28 protein-coding genes are annotated in these 19,739 nt (G+C 22.2%); 13 read left to right on the forward strand and 15 right to left on the reverse strand.

Features of this window, described 5'->3' with window-relative positions; genetic code table 4:
- Window positions 1-6 precede the first annotated feature (6 nt).
- From AACL24_RS13165 to AACL24_RS13180, 4 genes are all read right to left on the reverse strand, one after another.
- Window positions 7-213 carry a hypothetical protein gene (locus AACL24_RS13165; RefSeq protein ID WP_339047252.1) on the reverse strand — a complete coding sequence of 69 codons (207 nt, stop codon included), beginning with the start codon at window positions 211-213 and terminating at the stop codon, window positions 7-9.
- A 5-nt stretch (window positions 214-218) separates the two neighbouring features.
- Window positions 219-404 (reverse strand): hypothetical protein, encoded by a 186-nt coding sequence (locus AACL24_RS13170; RefSeq protein ID WP_339047254.1) that lies wholly within the window; start codon window positions 402-404, stop codon window positions 219-221.
- Window positions 391-549, reverse strand: a complete 159-nt coding sequence (locus AACL24_RS13175) for a hypothetical protein (protein WP_339047256.1) — start codon at window positions 547-549, stop codon at window positions 391-393. Before AACL24_RS13175 ends, AACL24_RS13170 begins: the two co-directional genes overlap by 14 nt.
- Before the next feature lie 133 nt (window positions 550-682).
- Entirely contained in the window at window positions 683-1,171 is a 489-nt protein-coding gene (locus AACL24_RS13180; protein ID WP_339047258.1) for a hypothetical protein, read from the reverse strand.
- Window positions 1,172-1,526: 355 nt separating this feature from the next.
- On the opposite strand from AACL24_RS13180, the gene AACL24_RS13185 reads away from it, so the two are divergent.
- Window positions 1,527-1,757 (forward strand): hypothetical protein, encoded by a 231-nt coding sequence (locus AACL24_RS13185; RefSeq protein ID WP_339047260.1) that lies wholly within the window; start codon window positions 1,527-1,529, stop codon window positions 1,755-1,757.
- Between the two features lie 176 nt (window positions 1,758-1,933).
- Here the strand turns inward: AACL24_RS13185 and AACL24_RS13190 are convergent, their stop codons facing one another.
- Window positions 1,934-2,884, reverse strand: coding sequence for an Mbov_0401 family ICE element transposase-like protein (locus AACL24_RS13190; RefSeq protein WP_339047262.1), 951 nt, complete (start codon window positions 2,882-2,884; stop codon window positions 1,934-1,936).
- 224 nt (window positions 2,885-3,108) lie between these two features.
- Between AACL24_RS13190 and AACL24_RS13195 the strand changes: the two genes are divergently transcribed.
- The 11 genes from AACL24_RS13195 (at window position 3,109) to AACL24_RS13245 (ending at window position 14,225) form a co-directional block, all read left to right on the forward strand.
- Window positions 3,109-3,381, forward strand: a complete 273-nt coding sequence (locus tag AACL24_RS13195; protein ID WP_339047264.1) for a hypothetical protein — start codon at window positions 3,109-3,111, stop codon at window positions 3,379-3,381.
- Window positions 3,382-3,541: 160 nt separating this feature from the next.
- Window positions 3,542-3,937: a terminase small subunit gene (locus tag AACL24_RS13200; RefSeq protein WP_339047266.1), complete on the forward strand. Its 396-nt coding sequence runs from the start codon at window positions 3,542-3,544 to the stop codon at window positions 3,935-3,937.
- Entirely contained in the window at window positions 3,931-5,283 is a 1,353-nt protein-coding gene (locus AACL24_RS13205) for a phage terminase large subunit (RefSeq protein ID WP_339047268.1), read from the forward strand. Before AACL24_RS13200 ends, AACL24_RS13205 begins: the two co-directional genes overlap by 7 nt.
- Window positions 5,284-5,286: 3 nt before the next feature.
- Complete coding sequence (locus AACL24_RS13210; RefSeq protein ID WP_339047270.1) at window positions 5,287-6,582, forward strand: hypothetical protein; 1,296 nt, start codon at window positions 5,287-5,289, stop codon at window positions 6,580-6,582.
- Window positions 6,551-9,379, forward strand: a complete 2,829-nt coding sequence (locus AACL24_RS13215; protein WP_339047272.1) for a hypothetical protein — start codon at window positions 6,551-6,553, stop codon at window positions 9,377-9,379. Before AACL24_RS13210 ends, AACL24_RS13215 begins: the two co-directional genes overlap by 32 nt.
- A gap of 16 nt (window positions 9,380-9,395) precedes the next feature.
- Window positions 9,396-9,878 (forward strand): hypothetical protein, encoded by a 483-nt coding sequence (locus tag AACL24_RS13220; protein WP_339047274.1) that lies wholly within the window; start codon window positions 9,396-9,398, stop codon window positions 9,876-9,878.
- 4 nt (window positions 9,879-9,882) lie between these two features.
- Entirely contained in the window at window positions 9,883-10,068 is a 186-nt protein-coding gene (locus AACL24_RS13225) for a hypothetical protein (RefSeq protein ID WP_339047275.1), read from the forward strand.
- 18 nt (window positions 10,069-10,086) lie between these two features.
- Complete coding sequence (locus AACL24_RS13230; RefSeq protein ID WP_339047277.1) at window positions 10,087-11,280, forward strand: hypothetical protein; 1,194 nt, start codon at window positions 10,087-10,089, stop codon at window positions 11,278-11,280.
- Window positions 11,281-11,285: 5 nt separating this feature from the next.
- Window positions 11,286-12,068, forward strand: coding sequence for a hypothetical protein (locus AACL24_RS13235; protein WP_339047279.1), 783 nt, complete (start codon window positions 11,286-11,288; stop codon window positions 12,066-12,068).
- On the forward strand, window positions 12,052-13,875 hold the full coding sequence (locus AACL24_RS13240) for a hypothetical protein (protein ID WP_339047282.1): 1,824 nt from the start codon (window positions 12,052-12,054) through the stop codon (window positions 13,873-13,875). Before AACL24_RS13235 ends, AACL24_RS13240 begins: the two co-directional genes overlap by 17 nt.
- Before the next feature lie 143 nt (window positions 13,876-14,018).
- On the forward strand, window positions 14,019-14,225 hold the full coding sequence (locus tag AACL24_RS13245; RefSeq protein WP_339047284.1) for a hypothetical protein: 207 nt from the start codon (window positions 14,019-14,021) through the stop codon (window positions 14,223-14,225).
- Window positions 14,226-14,261: 36 nt separating this feature from the next.
- On the opposite strand, the gene AACL24_RS13250 is transcribed toward AACL24_RS13245, so the two are convergent.
- Window positions 14,262-14,693, reverse strand: coding sequence for a hypothetical protein (locus tag AACL24_RS13250; protein ID WP_339047286.1), 432 nt, complete (start codon window positions 14,691-14,693; stop codon window positions 14,262-14,264).
- 211 nt (window positions 14,694-14,904) lie between these two features.
- Here AACL24_RS13250 and AACL24_RS13255 point away from each other — a divergent pair, with 211 nt between their 5' ends.
- A complete protein-coding gene (locus AACL24_RS13255; protein ID WP_339045948.1) occupies window positions 14,905-16,143 on the forward strand; it encodes an IS256 family transposase in 1,239 nt (412 codons plus the stop codon).
- Here AACL24_RS13255 and AACL24_RS13260 read toward each other — a convergent pair.
- The 9 genes from AACL24_RS13260 to AACL24_RS13300 all read right to left on the reverse strand — a co-directional run bounded on the left by AACL24_RS13260 (window position 16,130) and on the right by AACL24_RS13300 (window position 19,725).
- Entirely contained in the window at window positions 16,130-16,471 is a 342-nt protein-coding gene (locus AACL24_RS13260; protein ID WP_339047288.1) for a hypothetical protein, read from the reverse strand. The two genes, AACL24_RS13255 and AACL24_RS13260, sit on opposite strands and share 14 nt — an antisense overlap.
- 116 nt (window positions 16,472-16,587) lie before the next feature.
- Window positions 16,588-16,845: a hypothetical protein gene (locus tag AACL24_RS13265; RefSeq protein WP_339047290.1), complete on the reverse strand. Its 258-nt coding sequence runs from the start codon at window positions 16,843-16,845 to the stop codon at window positions 16,588-16,590.
- Window positions 16,846-17,151: 306 nt separating this feature from the next.
- Window positions 17,152-17,292, reverse strand: a complete 141-nt coding sequence (locus AACL24_RS13270) for a hypothetical protein (protein ID WP_339047292.1) — start codon at window positions 17,290-17,292, stop codon at window positions 17,152-17,154.
- 1 nt (window position 17,293) lies between these two features.
- The gene (locus AACL24_RS13275) at window positions 17,294-18,121 is read right to left on the reverse strand and encodes a RecT family recombinase (RefSeq protein WP_339047294.1); all 828 of its coding nucleotides are present in this window, start codon (window positions 18,119-18,121) and stop codon (window positions 17,294-17,296) included.
- A gap of 110 nt (window positions 18,122-18,231) precedes the next feature.
- The gene (locus AACL24_RS13280; RefSeq protein ID WP_339047296.1) at window positions 18,232-18,423 is read right to left on the reverse strand and encodes a hypothetical protein; all 192 of its coding nucleotides are present in this window, start codon (window positions 18,421-18,423) and stop codon (window positions 18,232-18,234) included.
- Window positions 18,416-18,637, reverse strand: a complete 222-nt coding sequence (locus AACL24_RS13285) for a hypothetical protein (RefSeq protein WP_339047298.1) — start codon at window positions 18,635-18,637, stop codon at window positions 18,416-18,418. Before AACL24_RS13285 ends, AACL24_RS13280 begins: the two co-directional genes overlap by 8 nt.
- Before the next feature lie 96 nt (window positions 18,638-18,733).
- The gene (locus AACL24_RS13290) at window positions 18,734-18,967 is read right to left on the reverse strand and encodes a hypothetical protein (RefSeq protein ID WP_339047300.1); all 234 of its coding nucleotides are present in this window, start codon (window positions 18,965-18,967) and stop codon (window positions 18,734-18,736) included.
- Window positions 18,957-19,610 (reverse strand): PD-(D/E)XK nuclease family protein, encoded by a 654-nt coding sequence (locus AACL24_RS13295; RefSeq protein WP_339047302.1) that lies wholly within the window; start codon window positions 19,608-19,610, stop codon window positions 18,957-18,959. Before AACL24_RS13295 ends, AACL24_RS13290 begins: the two co-directional genes overlap by 11 nt.
- Window positions 19,603-19,725 (reverse strand): hypothetical protein, encoded by a 123-nt coding sequence (locus tag AACL24_RS13300; protein ID WP_339047304.1) that lies wholly within the window; start codon window positions 19,723-19,725, stop codon window positions 19,603-19,605. The genes AACL24_RS13295 and AACL24_RS13300 overlap by 8 nt, the downstream gene beginning before the upstream one ends.
- Between the last annotated feature and the right edge of the window lie 14 nt (window positions 19,726-19,739).

Below are 19,739 nucleotides of genomic sequence, written 5' to 3' on the forward strand. Positions count from 1 at the left end.
TTTCTTTTAACCTTTAATAATTCTTTTATAATCAATAATTGCTTGTTGTAATTTATTTACATTTTCAAAGTCAAAATAATCACTACTAATTTTTAAATCACCATCATTATCAATTTCAACGTATAAATCTTCATATTTACTATTAAATTCTTCTTGTAATTCTTCAAATTTTTCTATTAATTTCATTGCATTTTGTAATTCTAATCTATTCATTATTTTTACACTCCTTTAAAATTTTCTAATTGTAATTCATTAATATAATGTTCTTTTAAAAAATCTCAATTATCACTTGTTAAATACATATCTTCTTCAATCATTTCATCTATACATTTATTACAATAATATGTATTTTCTGATTCAGAAAATCATATATATTTTTCATTATGAATATTACATTTCATCATTATCACTCATTAATTTATAAAAACATTTATTACAAGTTCTATTTGCAAATGATGAATTTTTATGACAAATATCACATGAACCATATATTTTTTCAATTTCTTCATATTTTAAATATATTCTTTTATCTTCTTTTAAATTCAACATAATTAATTCTCTCTTTCTATAATTTTTAATATTTCTTGTATTTCAATATATTTTTCATTTTTAAGTAATTTTTCATTACATAAATTTTTTATTAATTCTATTTTTTCAACATTTAATAACATATTAATTTCCTTTAATACTTTAAATAAAATATTTTTTCATTATTAGTATTTATATCTTTTATTGGTGTAACTATATAATTAATTGCTAAATCATTATCTTTATATGGATTATTTATTTTAAAACTTTTCATATCTTGTTCTCATGTAATGTTATATTTAAAACATTCTTGATTTTTATCATTTGTAAAAATATAATAACCATTATATTGTTCATAAAATTCACAAGATATTAATTCATTTTCATTAGTAGTAATATCTGAAATATTTTTTATATATTTTAAAATATCACTACCTTTAATACTTTCAATATCTTTTGTAATTGATTTTTTACCTAATTTATAATTAAAATCTTCAATTATTTTTAATGTTATTTTTTTATTATTTTTATTAATAGTAGTATCTTTAATCGGAAATCATGTTTCATATTCACCAATTTCTAATAACATACCTTTAGTTGTTTCTCTTACTTTATTTTTAATATCTAAATTAACATTAATCATTATGAATCCTTTCTACGTATAAGCCTTATCACCTACAGTGATAAAAGGCTTATATACTAGTAACTAAATACTTCTACTACTATACGTAAGGCTTATGCTACTGTAAGTAGCAAAGCCTTGGAGGGTAGGGGTTCTAGGGGAAGGGAACCAAAAAATATCAAGTTTTAAAAAAGCAACACAAAAATTACTATTGGTTAATTCCAGCACAATAGCCTACATAATTTTTTATTAAGTTATGTAATAATTAATTACTTTAATAAAGTGCTGGTTTAATAAAATAATTAATTATAATTGTTCAACAATTAAAAATGAGAGAATTATCTCTCATTTATATTTTTATCAAATCTAACTATTAATGAAATACGCCCTAAATAAAGAAACTTTAAGGATTTTTGAAAATAATAAAGAAGGTATTATTAATCAACCTGCTAGTTGAAATATAGGTTGTAGTGCTGAAAGTGATATTCAACATTTAGTTAAATCTCAAACTAAAGGTGCAAAAATATATGCTTATCCAACGTTAATTAATATGTTAATGGCTAGAGCCAATTATTTAAATAGTAGAAATTATATTAATAGTGCTTAAAATAATACAATTTAATATTTTTTAATTCTAATTTTAAGATTAGGATTTTTGTATTATTTAAATGTAATTTTGTAATTATATTTTTTAATCTTTTAAAAATTTATGGTATAATTTAATTAACAAATATTTAGATTTGCTAGTTTTATTGTTTGAAGTTAGAAAATCTATCCGTTATATTAATTCGTCCCTTTATTTACTTTAGTTTCAATTAAAAATGCTATTAATTTATCATATTGACCATTACAAAAATATTTTCAAGACTTTAAAAAGTTTTTTAAATTTTCTGGATTAACTTTATTTTTTCTTTTATCAGGTTTATATGCAGTTCATAAATAATAAAAAGCATGATATTTATCTAATACATAATATGCCCCTAAATATTTTGCTAAATTATATATTCATCCAGCACCATCTCCAGAAACTACTAATTTAGCATTTTCAAATTCATAATATTTTTTTAATCCATTTCAAGTAAAATCAACTGTTGGATTTGCTTGTAAATAATCTTCTTTAGGACTATATTTATAATCACCCATAAAAGTATAAATTTTATTTGATAACTTATTTCTATTTTTACCTATTTGTTTTTTACCAGTATTGTAACTAATACTACGAATTTTTTGCATTTCTCTTTTATGATTTTTATTTCAAACTGGAACATAACAATCATCAGCATTAATATAAATAAATTCACTATTTTTAACTTTAAATTTTTGTTCTGGTAATTTTTCTTGAACTTTTGCATTTTTATGAATTTTACTAATTGTTACTTTTGAAACATAAGTATATTTTAAAATATCTTGTATATCTTGATAATGTTTCTTTCTTCCAATATATGATATTATTTCTTCTCTTAATCAACTAATAATTTTTGCTCTTTTTTCAATATTAAACTCTTCATAAACTGGATAATAATATTCTTTCTTTAATTTATCTCAATAAACTCTTTGATTAAAAATCATTTTACCAAATTCAAAAATAATACTACGATTACATTTTTTAGCAACTTTATATCTATCTTTATCTCTATTTTGAAAAAAATATTCATCAAAAGCATGGATTTTATTAACATGATTTGTTATAATTCTATTAATTTCATATTCAAGATTATTTTTATAATTAAACATTTTTTCACTCCTTTTTTTATTTATATATTTCACGGTCATTCTAACAAATTTACTAAATTATTGTTGAAAAAAGTTTTGTTTTAAAGTATAATAATAAAGAACGATTGAAATAACTAGCAAATCTATTGCAACGTTTAAAGATAACTTTTATTAGTTATCTTTTCTTTTTTAATAAAATAATGTAAAATAAAGAAAAAAGTAAATAGAAAAGGAAAATAATATAAGTGGAATATATTGCATGATGAATATTACTAGGAATATTTATATTTAGTATCTTAGGATTTATAGGTTTATATGGTTGAAATCTATGTGAAAAAAATAAAGTTTTTGGAGTATTATTTTTAACTATCTCTTTAAATATTATTGGGACTTTTATAGGATGTATGATTATATATAAATCACAAAATCCCGAATATAAATTTTGAAAAAGTTTAGGAAATAAAATTAAAAAATTTTTTAAATTTAAAAAAAGAAAAAAGAAAAAAATAGCAGTATAATGCTATTTTTTGTTATAATTATATTATAAAAATTAAATAAAAGAATATATGAAGTAATTAATAAAGTTAATAAGTTATTGCGGAGAAACTTAACTTAAAGATTATATTAATTATATCATAAATTTTTGTGTTTTTAAAGCATATGAAAGGAGATTTTTATGTGCAAGAAGAAAAAATAAAAATAAGAACAATTTTTAATGATGCAAAAGCATTAAGAGAAAAATTAGAAGAATATTTTATTCATTGTAAAGAGTTTGATGAAGTACCAACTAAAATTGGTATGTTAGTTTATTTAGATATTACAGAAAATACTCTTTATAGTTGAAAACAAAAAAAGAGAAATACTTTTTTACAACAAATTAATTGAGCATATTTACAAATACGCCATATTAATACGCAAAGATATTTAAAAGCAAATGCAAATAATACTGCATGATATTTAGAAAGAGCATTTGTGAAAGAATATCATTTATCTACAAAAATTGATATAAAAAGTAGTGATAATACAGCCCCTATAGCAATTAGTTTAGAAAATAAAGGTAAGAATAAATGTTAAGTAATTTTGGTTATTTATTAGATATTGCTAAAAGAATGTATTTAAAACAACCTTTAAATATTACTAAAATTAAACAATTAGGTTCACGAAAATCTGGTAAAACATTTAGTGATATTGAATTCTTAGGTATTTTATTAATGTTAGATAATATTAATATTCATGCTTATTTAATTCGTAATATGTCAAAGCAATTAAATGATAGTTGACAAGAATTAAAACAAATTATTAGAGCAACATATCCTAGTATTAATTTTATTATTAGCGAAACTAAAAAAACTATTGAATTTAATGGTAGTAAAATAACTTGTAAATATTTACATGCACAAGATAATAGTAATGTTAAATTAACTGGATTAGCAAGTAATTATTTATATGATTATGTAATTATATGAAGTGATGAAAGATATGAAATTACCGAAAATGATTATCAAGATTTAAAAGATGCTATTCGTGGTGCAAATCAATTATTAGAAATAGAGAGCTGTAATCCTTGGTCAATTCTTAATGAATTTATTAAAAAAACTATAAATGCTTGTCCACAAAATGAAAAGCAAATAATTAATGAATATGAACAATTTACTATTATTGATAATACTATTTATCATTATCAAAATTGAAAACTTAATAGTTACTTAAAAGATAGTGATAAACAACAATTATTAGAAATAGAAGTTCTAGACCCAATATCTGCAAGAGTAAGAAGTCATGGTTTAGTAGGTTATGAATCTGGTGGAATATATTCACATCTTATTCATAAGATTAGTAGATTATTACAACCAAGTTATAGATTTAGTGCTGGATTAGATTATGGTTTTAAAGATGATGCTTTAGCATGTTTATTAATAGGTTTTGATTATAATTTTAAATTTGTTAATGTTATTGATTGTTTAAAAATAGAAAATAAATTAATTCGTTATGATAATAAACAATTAGCAAGATTAGTAGTTGAATTTTATATTAAATTAGCAAAAGAAAATAATTTGTTATATGAATATGGTTTAACTGTATATTGTGATTTTAGTAATTATACATTTATTGAAATGTTAAATGATACAGCAATTAAATATCAAGTTAATTCATGATTATATTTTAAAGATTGTGTGAAATTAAGACTTGAGTTTAGAATAGGTAAGAATGTGGCTTTAATGGCATCAGAACGCTTAAATATTAGTATGAATGCACAAGCATTATTAGATGAATTTAGATTGGCTGTATGAGACCCTAAAAGTATTAAACAAATACCATTAGCGGGTAATGACCATTTAAGAGATGCATTTGATTATGCTATAGAACCATATATGAGAAATTTAAGTGCAAATATAAATCCTTATTTTGAAAGGAAGTAACATATGAATAATCATAATACTGAAATATTAACTCCTAAGTGATGTATGATAAATCTTCAAGAAATTATAGCAAATCATGCAAGTAAATTATTATGGGGTAATGGTTATACTTTAACAAGTGAAGATGATGATTATAAAAGAGCAATTGAAAAATTAAAAGAATGAAATAATTTAGATTCATTATTTTATCAAGATTGTCATATTAAATCTGGTTATGGTTATAGTATTGTTCAAATTGATAAAAGTAAAACTGGTAGAATATCATTAAATTTTGCTCAACCATATGCTCAATCAAGAGTTGCAAGAGTATTAGATACTGAACAAGGTGCTAGTACTTGGTCAAGATTACAATATGATGACCAAAGTATTTATGTTAAAACAACATATACTCCAAATCAAATAATTAGATATTTTACTAGTGATTTTATTACTTTAGATGGATTACAAGAAAAGATAAGTAAAGATTTACAATTACCATTAATAGAAAATCATAATTTAGGTATTATTCCAGTTAAATTTATGCAAAATTTACCTAAAAAGAATTTCTTTGGTGGAGTTATTGGTGATTATTATCCAGATATGACTCCAATTAAAAGATTACAAAAATTATTAAATAAAACATTTGAATCAATTGAACATGAACTTGAATATAATGTTACTCGTGTATTTTTAGATATTACTGAACAAGAAATAAATCAATCTAAAACTGCTTTTGATTTAAAAAAATTAATAGGTAAATTTATTTTACAAGCAAATTTAAGAAGTTTAGGAAGTACTAGTGGAACACCACCAATTGCTATTTTACAAGGTAGTCCAATATTAGATAAATATGCAGAATTTATACAATTTATTATTGATAAAGCATTTGAAGGTAGTGGATATAGTCCAGTAAATGATACTACAAGTCAAAAAACTGAAGCAGAAGTATTAATTACTAATTCAAGAGATATGGAAACTACAAGAATTAAAAGAACTTTAAATCAAAGTGATTGAAATGAAATATTTCAAAGATGTTTTATATTAATGGGATTAGATGGTGATAAATCTAAATGAACATTTGAAATTAAGGAAAATACTATTACAGATAGATTAAAATCACTTGAAATTGATGAAGCAGAATTAAGATTAGGAATTACTAATATTAAAAGAATTATTGTTAAAAGATATGGTGTTAGTGAAGAAGAAGCAGAACAGATTATTAATGAAAATAGAAAATATCAAAAAGAAGAAATTGAATTTAATAATACTTTTTTAGGAGAAACTAAAAATGATACCGAAAATAAATCATCAATTAATTAAAACAGTTTGAAAATCAACTGGTGAAATTGAAAAAGATTTTACACAAAATAAAGATTTACAATTTCGTGTATGTCCTTTTACTATTATTTTAGGTGCTATAAATTCAACAGAAACTGGTTATAAACCACCAACTTCAATTCCTAATGATTATACTTCATTTAGTAAAATCTTTACTGGAAGAGAAGCAATACAAGCAGTATGAGACCATTCTTATTATCGTATTCAAAATAAAGATAATCCAGATGAAGCATATAAACAATTACAAGTTGGTGATGTATTTTATGGAAATATTGTAAGTGACCAATTAGGTATTACTTATTCAGCAACTCCAGCAAATAATGCTTTTATTCAAGAACAAGCAATTAAAAATGTAGTTATTAATATTCCAAATGAAAAAAAGAATTTTAATTTTATTAATAATATTGTTTCAAATTTATATAAATTATATATGATTCCAGAAATTAATAAAGTTATAAATACTGATAAATCAATTAAAGTTGATAGACAATGATATATATTAGAAGTTGCTAGTAAAACTTATAATAATGAAAATAAAGAATTAGCATATATTCAATGTACTTTTAGTTCATTAAATGATAAATTAGCACATAGTGGATTAGCAATTAATCAATATGTACAATTAGGTGCACCTGCTGACCCAGTAGCATTACCAGCATTAGATGAAAATAATAATATTATTTTAGATTCAAATTATTTAACTCCATTACCAGTTACTCATTGTCAAATATCTTTTTATGGTTCAGTTAAGCCTATTTCAATAGCATTATGAGGTAGAGATATTGATAATAATTCTATTAATACTAAACAACATAAATATAGACAATATCCAAGTAAATTATTATTTCCATGACAATATCAATGTTCAACTTATGACCCAGTAAGTTTTCAAGCATTACCAGAAACTAATTATGTTTTAACTGTACGTGGTGAAAGTACAATGGATAGTTATCAAGATTGACAAAAAGTAATTGCACCAAATTATGATGATGGTGCAACTAAGCATTATGAAGGTCATTTAAGAACTAATGTTGAAAAAACTAAAAATACTAATAAAGTTGATGTATCAAATAGATTAGTTAATTATTGAGATAATAATTTTTTAAATGGTGCTGAAATTGAAGATTATAATTATGCAACTGCTGGTAATCCATATTTTCAATATTATAATAAAAATAATAAAAAATTTATTGGTAATACTCATTATAATATGAATAATAATAAATTTAAGCAATTAAATACTATAAATGCATTACATTATTTTATTTATAATCCTATTAGTGAAATACCATTAACAGTTAGAGAAACTATTAAAATTAATCTTAATACTATTCCAGTATTTGGTTCGTTTATGAATTTCTTTGTTGGTGGTTTAGATATTGGAGCAAAGTTAAGTAGTAACTTGTTAATTCCACAATTTAATTATATAAATGGCTTAATATCTGCTGAATTATATAATTTTTATACAACATTATTATATAGTTCACAAAGTACTAATCCAGCATTAATTCCATTAGATGTATTTAGAAATGATACTCCAGATGCTATACAAGCAGTTGCTGGAACAGCAAGTCATATGACATCATTTACATTTAATTTAACTGATAGTCTAGGAATGGCAAGATTTGATATTAATAATAATACTGTTACAAATGGTTATAATAAAACTACTGAAAATTTAGGTCAAATAGACACAACAGATAATTCAAAAATATTTTTATTACCAGATGATAATGATGTTAATAGTTTATTAAAAGCACCAGATTTTACTAATACTAATATAGTAAAATGAGCAATTGATATGATTGATATTAAAGTTTTAGGTAAAAGTAATTTTAAAATAACATTTTATTCAATGCCAGATAATAGAAATGGTGCTGTTAATGATAATTTTAGTATTTGAAGTGGTACTTATCAAACAGTTGGTAAAGCAAGTAATAATAGTAGATTAATTCAAAATACATTTATTTTAGCAAATAATACTTTTAAATTTGACCAACCATTTAATTATCCTCAAGCAATTCAACCTCCACCATTAATAGAAAGAGCGCACCCTATATTTATTGATTTAAGTAATCAAAATCAATATGGAATTAGAAATAGTATTATTAGTACTACACCAGAAAATAATAGTTATCAAATGAGACCTTATGTAAATGAAGAATTAAGTGGTTATGGTAAAGCAATATTATTTTCATTTAAAGATTATGGTTATGATAGTTTTGATAAATTTAAAGAAGATTATGAAAGTATGACATTTAATTTTAATTTTAATATGAGTGGTTCATTTCCATTGAAAGGAACATCAACAACTGGTAATAAAAAATCATGATTTTCACCTATAAAAATTAATTTAAGTGATTTAAAAGATATTAATGAAAAAAATCCTCAATTTGAATCAAATAATATTAATTATAGTAATAATTCTGGAAACCATAATGATGCTACAAATAATTGAACATTTAATATAAATAATAGTATTAATGAAGGTAAAAATAAACAAATAGCAACTTTAACTCCTAATGATAGTATTTCTAATACTTATATTAATGATTTATTATGAACTAATGATTTACCAACTACAACTGGTATAGATTCATTAGGAAGTGTTTGATTTAAAATAGTTGCTTATATTAGTTTTAATAAATATATAGTACTAAGATATCAATTTATTTCGACTCTTACAAGTTGAAGTTATCTTGGAAGCACATTTGTAGCAAAAGCAGATTGAAATCTTCAAACTACGTCATTGGTAATTAATCCAAAAAGTTCAACTTAGAAAGGTGGTGGTAATTATGTTAAATGAAAATGAAATGAAAGAAGGTAATACTATGGAAGAAAAAGAAAAAGATGAACAAGAAGAAACTAAAGAAGAAGTAAAATCAGAAGAAAATACTGAAAAAGAATCTGAATCTGAAGAGAAAAAAGAACCAGAAACTGAAGAAGTTAAAGAACCAACTTTAGAAGATAAATATAAAGAATTAGAAGAAAAATATAATGCTTTATATAAAGAAAAAACTGATAAAGATAGAGAAATTAGACATTCAGAAAGTTATAAAAAATATGATTTATCACAAGAAAATATTAATTTATTAAAAAGATATCTTGGAGATAAAGAAGATATAGATGAAGAATTATCAAATTTAAATAAAGATTTTCCACATTTATTTAATAAAAATAAAGATACAAATATTAGTAATTCTTTAGATATAAAAGATAAATTTAAAGAAGAAAAAGAAGATGAAGTAGATACTAGAAAAATAGGAATGGTAGGTTAAAAATATGACAAAAATTGAATTTAATGAAAAATATAGAAAACAAGATATCAGAATTGATAGGGATTTTGAATTACATATTGATAATTGTTTTAAATTTACTGATATTAACACATTAGAAAATGCGGTTAATGATTATAAAACATTAATAAATGAAATGCCACAATTAGTTAAAGATTGACTATTAGGCTAATATAAAAGGAGAATAAAAATGGCAATTATTACAACACAATCAACAACAATTAATGACCCAAGTAATCCAACTGGTAAATTAGATTTATCAGTAAAATATATTAAAAATTTAAAAGTTTTATTATCAAAAAGAGTTGCATTAATTAATGCTACAGTAGAAAATAGAGAACAATTAGATGCTGGTACTGCTATTTATAATATTACTAAAAGAAATATTACTGAAGATTATACTGCTGGTGCTGGAGCAAATAATAATACTGCATCTGATTCAATACAAATTTTGTTAAATAAGAAAAAAGAAATTAATTTTGAAGAAGAAACATTAGATTTAAAATTATTAGGTGCAAAATATGAAGATGGTAATGTTCTTGTATCAGATAGTTTAGCATCAAGTTGAATTGATGCAAAAGCAAAATCAGTAGAAATATATTTAGTTGCTAAATTATTATCATTAGCAGTTAAAACAGCCAAAGATAATGGCATTATTAATATTGCATTACCAAGTAATCCAAAAATAGATGATTATCGTATGCTTTTATGATTAAAAATATCAAATACATTAGCAACATTAAAAGCACGTATTAATGATGAATATATTGGTACAGATGAAGAAGATTATGTATTATGAGTATCTAGTTTCTTTAAACCATTAGTATTATTATCAACAACTACATTAGGTAGTGATAGTGCAAGTCAAGCATTAAAAGATGGTAAAATTGTAGAAATTGGTGGAATTAAAATTATAGAATGTCCATGATTAGGAAGAAATTATCCTGCTGGAGTTATTGATAAACAAGAATCATTTAATTTTTTAGGATGTGATGCTGTATTAATACATAAAGAAGCATTAGCATTTCCATTTAATAGAGGACAAGATAATACTTTTGTTTTACAAAGTAATGGTAATGTTAAGAATTTTCATAAGTTTTTAGTTTCAGAAGGTAAAGCATTAAGACCAGATTTAGTTAAAGGATTTACAGTTACTTCAAGTATAGATATTGCTACAGCAATTGAATTTACTAATTTAGGTGCTATTACTATGGCTGGTGATACTCCAACAGCAGATGAAGTAGAAAAAGCAGTTATTGCTAAAAATCCTAATTATCGAAAAGGTAATGCTAATTTTTCAAATTTAACAGCAACAAGTGCTAATGTTGAAGGTAAAACTTTATATGATGGTTCTTTACAAGTAACTTTTACAAAAAAGAAGTAATTTAAATGCCTATTATATTATTATTAAGAATGATATTAGAAACTGCTGTTAGTGATATACAAACTGCTGAATTAATTGAAAAATTTAAAAAAAATAATTCATTATTTAATAGTTTTTTAAAAAATCCAGCAGGAATATTAAAAAATCAATTAATGTCAAAAGTATTAGGTCAAGGTAAATCACAAAAAGAATTATCTGAATTTCAACAAGTTTTACAAAAATTAACAAATTTACCAGTAATTCATAAAAAAATAATGACACATATTACTAATAATAATATTGCTAAATTACAACATATTCAAAAACAATATTTAAATGGTAAATCATTAATGGATAAAGGTAAAGAAATAATAATGAATTCTTTAACTGAACAAGATTATGATTCTATGATTGGAGTTTATGTAAATCTTTCTAGTAGTGCATTAGCAGGTGGTATATGAACTCCAGTAGTACAACAACAATCTAGTACTTATGGTATTGCTACATTAACATATAGAACTAATTTAAGTAAATCATATGATTATTTTATGATATCAAAAGAAATGTGAATTGATATGTGTAAAGCAACTGGTGCTTACGGTACTGGTGCTAATTCAGTACTTATAAGACAGTATTATCATGGTGGATTAGATAAAGAAGATAAAGAATACTTAGCACGTAGAAATTCTAAAAATATAGGTAAAAAAGTAATTCAACAAAAGAAATATAAATCAGTTATTGGTGTAGTTAATAAATCACAAGCAGTAAATGGATATGAAAGGTTTAAAAATTATGGAAAACAAAAATAATATTGATTGAAATGTAAATTTAAATTATATTACAAAAGATGATTTAAAAACTATATATGGTTTTATACCAGATGCAGACCAAACTACTACTGATAATACTAAAACTGATTTTACTATTATGGCTATTGCTATATCAAGTGAACGCATTAATACTATTACTGGTAATCAAATTGAAGTCATAGGATTTAAAAATCTTAATGAAACTCAACAACAATTAGTTAAAAGAGCAACAGCAAGAATGACTATATATTATTTAACTGATGGAATGGCATTTATAAGAAGTTCAGTTTCTATTAGTGGTAATGGTTTATCAAGTAGTATTAGTCCTCCAAGTGAACCAGATTATGTTTTAATGGAAGTATATAATTTATTACAACAAGCAAATTTACATACTCCAAGAAAAGCAATTAATAATTCGATTTCATGTAATACAGATAATTTTAATACACCTAGTATATTTGATGAAAGTGATACAAGAGTTATTACTTGAGATTCTGCTAATAAAACATTTTTACAAAAACAAGGAATAATTGCTGGAATTGGCATAAAAATAGATGATGTTAGTGATACTATACCTAAATTAAAAATTCATGTTGATAGTAATATTGATTCATTATGAGAAGTTAATAAAGATAATCCTAATTTTATAAAGCCAAAAGATTTTAAAGGTATTGATGTTAATGGTAAAAGAATTATTGATGTTGGTACACCTACATTTTTAAGTGATGCTACAACTAAACAATATGTAGATGATTTATTAGATAAAAAACAAAATAAATTAATTGCTGGTACTAATATAACTATTGATGAAAATAATAAAATTAGTGCTATTGGTGGAACTTCAGATTTATCAGATTATTATAAAAAAGAAGAAGTAAATAAAAAATTAGAAGATAAAATGGATAAAAACCAATTTAAATATGCTTTTTCTATTAATACTATTGGTACTGAAATTCCTAATTTAGAAACTACTAATAAAACAGTTGCTGGTGCTATTAATGAAAATAAATCAAATATTGATAAAAAACAAGATAAAGAAAATTGAAAAATAATAGGTGAAAGTATAAATAATCGTGAATATAGTAATTTTAAACTTTGATTTGATAAACTTTATAGGGTACTTATAACTTGAGAAAAACCACCATTTAATCAAGTAAATACAAGAATTATAGTAGAATTTAAAACTGGTAAATATTTAGGTGGTAATGCTGGTGATAAAATTTTTCTTACACAAGGAGAAATTGATGGAATTGAAGCAAATTTATATTTAGTTGTAGTAAATGCAAATAATTTTAAATTAATTATAGAAGGTGCTAATGAAAAATATGGAAATATATTTTCGTTAGAAGAATTACAAAATACTATTAAAGTTAATATTTTACCTTTAAATATTATTTCTAAAACTTTAAATATAAAATTACTAGAAAAAGATGCCTTTAATATTGAATTAAAAGATATTCCACCAAAACCAAGTCCAAGTGGTTCAAATTGAAAAGAAGTAGGAGAAGTTATAACAGATAAAAATAATAATAATCAAAATTTTATAAAATATATATTTAAAGATAAAACACATTATAGAATATATATAAGTTATGGTGATTATACAAGTAAAGAAAATAATAAAAATTATAGTTGACAAATAATTAATTTTTATTATCAATTAGATACAAGCGTTGTAAAAAGTAGTTTATGAATAGCAAATAATAACAATAACCAACAAACTGAAATTAATATTTATAATAATAGAATAATGTGGGGTATGGGTAGAGATTATATTTTTAAAAAATTAGAAGAATTACAGGAATAATATTATGTTTTTTAAAATTATAAAAATTATTTTAGGTTTAATTGGAGTTTTATTATCTTATGCTGTTGCTGGTTTAATTATATTTATTATTGTAAAAATTGTATTAAAAATTAATCAAATATTTTAGAAAGGTGGTGATTAATATGGATACTACAACAATTATTATAGTTGCTAATTTATGTATTAATGGGGGTTATGTTTTAATTAAATTTGGAAAAGCATTAGTTGCATTTGGTAAATCTTTAACAGACCCTAATAAAAAAGAACTAAAAAAACAAAATAAAATTAATAAATTACAAAGTAAATTAAATTCTATTAATAAACAAACAGAAGTAAAAAGTATTTATTAATAATAAAAAATGCCTTTAATAGGCATTTTTACTTATTTATAAACTCATGTGATTATAATCTCAATTTAATGAAGCATTATCGTGATTTAATGCTACTTCGCTCATATTATCACTACCATATTGACTAGTTGTTTCACTATTAATAGTAAATCTATTATCATTAATTAATCTTGCAGTTTCATTATTAAATGGTGTTTCTTGCATTTCTTCATTATGATGTGTAGTTTCCATAGGTAATAAATTATGAATAATTTCACTTGCACCAGCAATTATGGTAGGTATTGCATAAGCATTATTAAAATCATTATTAATACCCATTGCTACACCACTTGAAATTAAACAACCACCAGTAGCCATATTACAAATTTTTCTAATAGTTTCAAATTTACTTGGAATTATTTCAGTAATTCCAGCAATTAAATTAGCAATACCATATGAATTAAGACTAATAAATGTATCTCAATCCATTAAATGATTAGAAGAGGTATTAGGATTACTAAATAATAAATCTGGTGGAAAAGGATTAACTGTTGTAGTTGTGGTTGGACTTTCTGTTGGATTAGGATTAATATCAGCATTAGTAAAAGTAATGTTTAGTAATCTGTGTAACTTACAAAAATAACTATGTTTAATTAATTCTAGTAAATATAATTAAATGACTAGAAAGAGTGAGTTACAGATGGCTAAAAAGCAAAATATTAATAATAATGATCCAATATCAAAAGCAGTAGATTTATTATTAGAAAATACTGAAGATTTAACAACAGTTTTTAAAGAGGGAGGATTGTATAAAGAATTAACAAAAAGATTAGTAGAAAAAATGTTGAATTCTGAGATGCAAAATTATTTGGGATATGAAAAGAATCAACATAGTAATAGTGACAATGCTCGTAATGGTATAAGTTCAAAAAAAATAATAACTCAACAAGGTAAAATTGAGATTGATGTACCACGAGATCGCAATAGTAATTTTAATCCTATAATAGTTGCAAAAAGACAAAGAAGATTTGATGGTTTTGATCAACAAGTTCTTTCTTTATATGCAAAAGGTATGACATTATCAGATATTAGAATGCAATTACAAGAGTTATATCATGGTGCTGATATTAGTGAAAGTGTTATTAGTCAAATTACTGATGATGTTATTGATGATGTAAAAGCATGGCAAAATCGACCATTAGAAAGTGTCTATCCGATTGTTTATTTTGATTGCATAGTAGTGAAAGTACGACAAGATAAAAGGATTATTAATAAATCAGTTTATATAGCTTTAGGAGTTGATTTAGAAGGTAAAAAAGATGTTTTAGGTTTATGAATTAGTGAAAATGAAGGTGCTAAATTTTGATTAGCAAATTTCACAGAAATGAAAAATCGTGGCTTAAATGATATTCTTATTGCCTGCAGTGATAATTTAACAGGCATGTCAGAAGCAATACAATCAGTTTATCTTAAAACAGAACATCAATTATGCATAGTTCATCAAATTAGAAATAGTTTGAAATATGTCTCATATAAGCATAGAAAATCTCTAGTTGCAGATTTAAAACCAATTTATACTGCATGTAGTGAAGAACAAGCAATGCAGGCTTTAGAATCCTTTGAAAATAAGTGAAATAAACAATATCCTCAAATTGCTAAATCTTGATATAAAAATTGAGATAATTTAATGGTTTTTATTAGTTATCCTACAGAAATCAAAAGAGTTATTTATACAACAAATGCTATTGAATCTGTAAATAGTCAATTACGAAAAGTTATCAGAAATAAAAAAGTTTTTCCTAATGATATGGCAGTTTTTAAAATATTTTATTTAGCAATTGAAAATATAACAAAAAAATGAACAATGCCCATTCAAAATTGAAATACAGCAATTGCTCATTTTATGATAAAATTTGAAGATAGAATTAATCTAAACTAGTACTTTGTAAAACAAAGATACACAGATTACATAAAAGCCTCTTAGTAAATTTACTATAATTAACTAAACCAATTGTTCCTAAACCTAATAATATTTTTTTACTACTATTAATTAATTTAGTTTTTAAACTTAGCATTTGATTTAAATTTCAAATATCAATTCCTAATTTTTTACTAAATAATAAAGCATTAATACTTCCTAAAATAGGATTTCCTATTAATTGACCATAATAAGCACTGGTACCAATCATGGCAGATAATGGTGATATTCCAGTTCTTATTAATTTTAATAAAGTATAATTTGAGTTTGTATTTTCTGTATTTGGCATTTTTTATTCTCCTTTTATAATAATGTTCATAATTTTATAAATTAAATAATTGTTATAAAAATTACATTCTTTGTAATCTTCTATTAAAGATATTAATAATTCCATGTTATTCATTATTAACCTTCTTTTATAAATTTAAATTGCATATTTCCTATTGTATCTCTATTATTACCACAAATAATTAAATAGCCAGTTTGATTATTTTCTAATATTCATGAATAATAAATATATTGTGGATATAATTTTGGATATAAATTTAATGTTAATAAATAACATAAAGCATCTTCTTTATTTTTTAATAATCCTACTGTTGGACATTTTATTTCTTTAGGACTTTTATCATTATAAAATCATTCAGTTCTAATATTTCTCATTATTTCACATCCTTTTATGAACTCATCAGCACCGTAATAAACCGTGGACTATAGAATTATAATGTTATCCAAATTTTAATAATTCTATAGTTTCGTTCTGTATAGATATAAAATTTAGGACTTACATTGACATATTTTAAGCGAGAATAAAAAATAGGGAATAGGAGTTAAATTAAGAACAGTATATGTCAAATGCCTAAATATTAATTATTTTCAATATTAATATCTTCAATTTTTATATTTACAGTTATTCCATCTAAATTTTTTAATTCTTTTAATTTATCTATCATTTCTAAAATATCTTGTTTAGTCATTATTAAATTCTCCTTGTTTTATAAATTCAAGTACTTTATAATAAGCAGTAAGTTTAGCGGCTTCTTTTAAAAAATCACATAAACAAATATTAATTTGTTTATTTAATCAAAGAATTAATTTTTCTTTATTCATATTAAACTTCAAAATTTTCTATTATTTCTTCTTCTTTTTCTAATTCTTTTAATTTAGATAAAGCAGAATTTATATCAGTATTATCAATATTATTATTTGAATTAATAATTTTAACTTCATCACCAGTATTATCTTTATAAGCAATTGTTTCTTCATCAATTACTACACCTTGGTCTAACTGAAGTGCTAAATTAATATCATCTTGATTATTTAAAACTATAATTGGTGTTTTATTGATTTCTCTAATTAATGCTTTAACTACAGTTTTTAATGCCATTTGGTCAAAGCTAGTATTTCATGGACTATTTTCAAGTTTAGTTTTACTAAATTTTTTTCTTCATTCTTGACATTCTTCAATAGTCATTCCTTTGTAAAAATTATTAATTTTACCATTTTTGTCTAAAAGTGAAATATAACAATAATAACCAATTGTATTAACACTTTTTCTTTCAAAAATTAATGCTGGATTAATTTCTCATTTATTATTTTCTGGATTAAACTTATGTGCGGTTGTTATTTTTTCTCTTTGAAAATCAACAACTAATCCAGTTCTTTGTAATAATGTTAATCAACCATCTTCTTGAATTTGTACTTGTAATTCATTACCATAAGGTATTAATGCTAATTCTTTTTTAATAGAATTAATAGAAAGATTTAATTTATATAGATTAAATAAAGCATTAATTAAACTTTGTTGATTGATGGTTCTTAAATCTTTACTAGAATTTCTAATCATTTCATAATAATTTCGAAATTTTATTAATTCCTCTTTATTATTTTTAATAATATTAGGTATTTTTAATTCATTTTTACCATCATTATTACTCATTATTTTGTTCTCCTTTTTTATTTAATAATTCTAAAATTTCATCTAATTTTTTATTAATTTTTCCTAAGTGTTTTAATAAAATTAAAGTTTGATTATCCATAATTTTTCTCCTATCATTTTTTAATTGTTTTAAATCTATTATCTAAATGTACTTCAATATTTTTACTAGGATTAACTATTAAATGACTATTAATCTCAATTCAATTATTTAAATTACTATCTAATTTTTTAGGTAATTTATCAAATTCAATTGAATTACAAGAATAAATAGTTTTTTCTTTAATTGATTTTTCATTAATCATTTTTATCATTCTTTTCTAATCTAAATTTAAAAATAAAATCTATATCATTTTCTTCAAATTCTTTTTTTACTATTTTATTTCAATTTTTATATTGAATTTCATTTTTAAAACTTAATAATATACCTAATAAGTTATCTTTTACTTCTTCATAATTTCATTGTTCATCTGTGATTACTGATGTAGAACAAATAATTTTTTTTACTTTTCTATTCATTTTATTTCTCCTTATTAATTTAATTTTTTACAATCTCAACATAATTTTTTTTGACAACATTCGTATTTTTGATGTTCATGGCAATAGTATAAAAAATTACATTTGTTCATTTTTATTTCTTCTTATTAATCATTCTTTAATATTATTTTTCAAAATATTTAATTCTTTAATTTGACCTCTTAAAACATCTAATTCTCATACATTTATTTGACTTAAATTAATTTCTTCAATTTGAAATTCTAAAAATTCAATTCTAGCATTAATATTTTTAACTAATAATTCATTAAAATTACATTTTTTATTTTTACAATATTCCAATTTATATTCCATTTTTATCTTCTCCTTTAAAATATTTTGTTTTTGCATTCATTCATTCAAGTATTAATTCTTTTGTTATTTCAATTTCAATTGCTTCTTGATTATTTTTATTTGTTAAATAAACATAAGTTTTATTAGATGGTCATATACCATTAGCCAGTAACATACAATAATAAGCAGTTAATTGTAATTTAATTCTTTTTAATTTATCTTCATCAATACAAGAATATGTTTTATAATCTATTAAATAATACTTATTTTCTTTTTTATCTAAATAAACTAAATCTGGTGTTCCTGCAACTAAGGTATCAGTAATTGGTTTTTCAATAATAAATTCATAATTATTTTTATCTTTAAATTTTTCTTTTAAAAACATAAGTGATTTTTTACAATAAGAATAATTTATTGAATTTGTTACTGGTTTTAATTTTTTTAATAAATTATTGATAATATTTTCTTGATTAATATTTTGTAAATATAATTCATTAATTTTATGAACTCATTTACCACGAACTGAAGCATTTTTTAATACTTCTGATAAGATATGACTATAACCAAATCCTAAATAATTATCAATAATTCTAGAAACTGATATTAATTCTTTATCTTCTAAAAAATATTGATGTGTTTCTTTTTTAAAGATTAATTTACTCATATTTATTTCTACCTATTAATAATCAAAAACATTTATTACATAATCTATTACCAAAAGAAGATTGTTTTCTACAATTATCACAAGAACCAACCATTCTATATTCTCTATATTCCATAAATATTTTTCCTT

The sequence above is a fragment of the Spiroplasma endosymbiont of Colias croceus genome (assembly GCF_964020095.1).
In the GTDB taxonomy this organism is placed as follows: domain Bacteria; phylum Bacillota_I; class Bacilli_A; order Mycoplasmatales; family VBWQ01; genus Spiroplasma_E.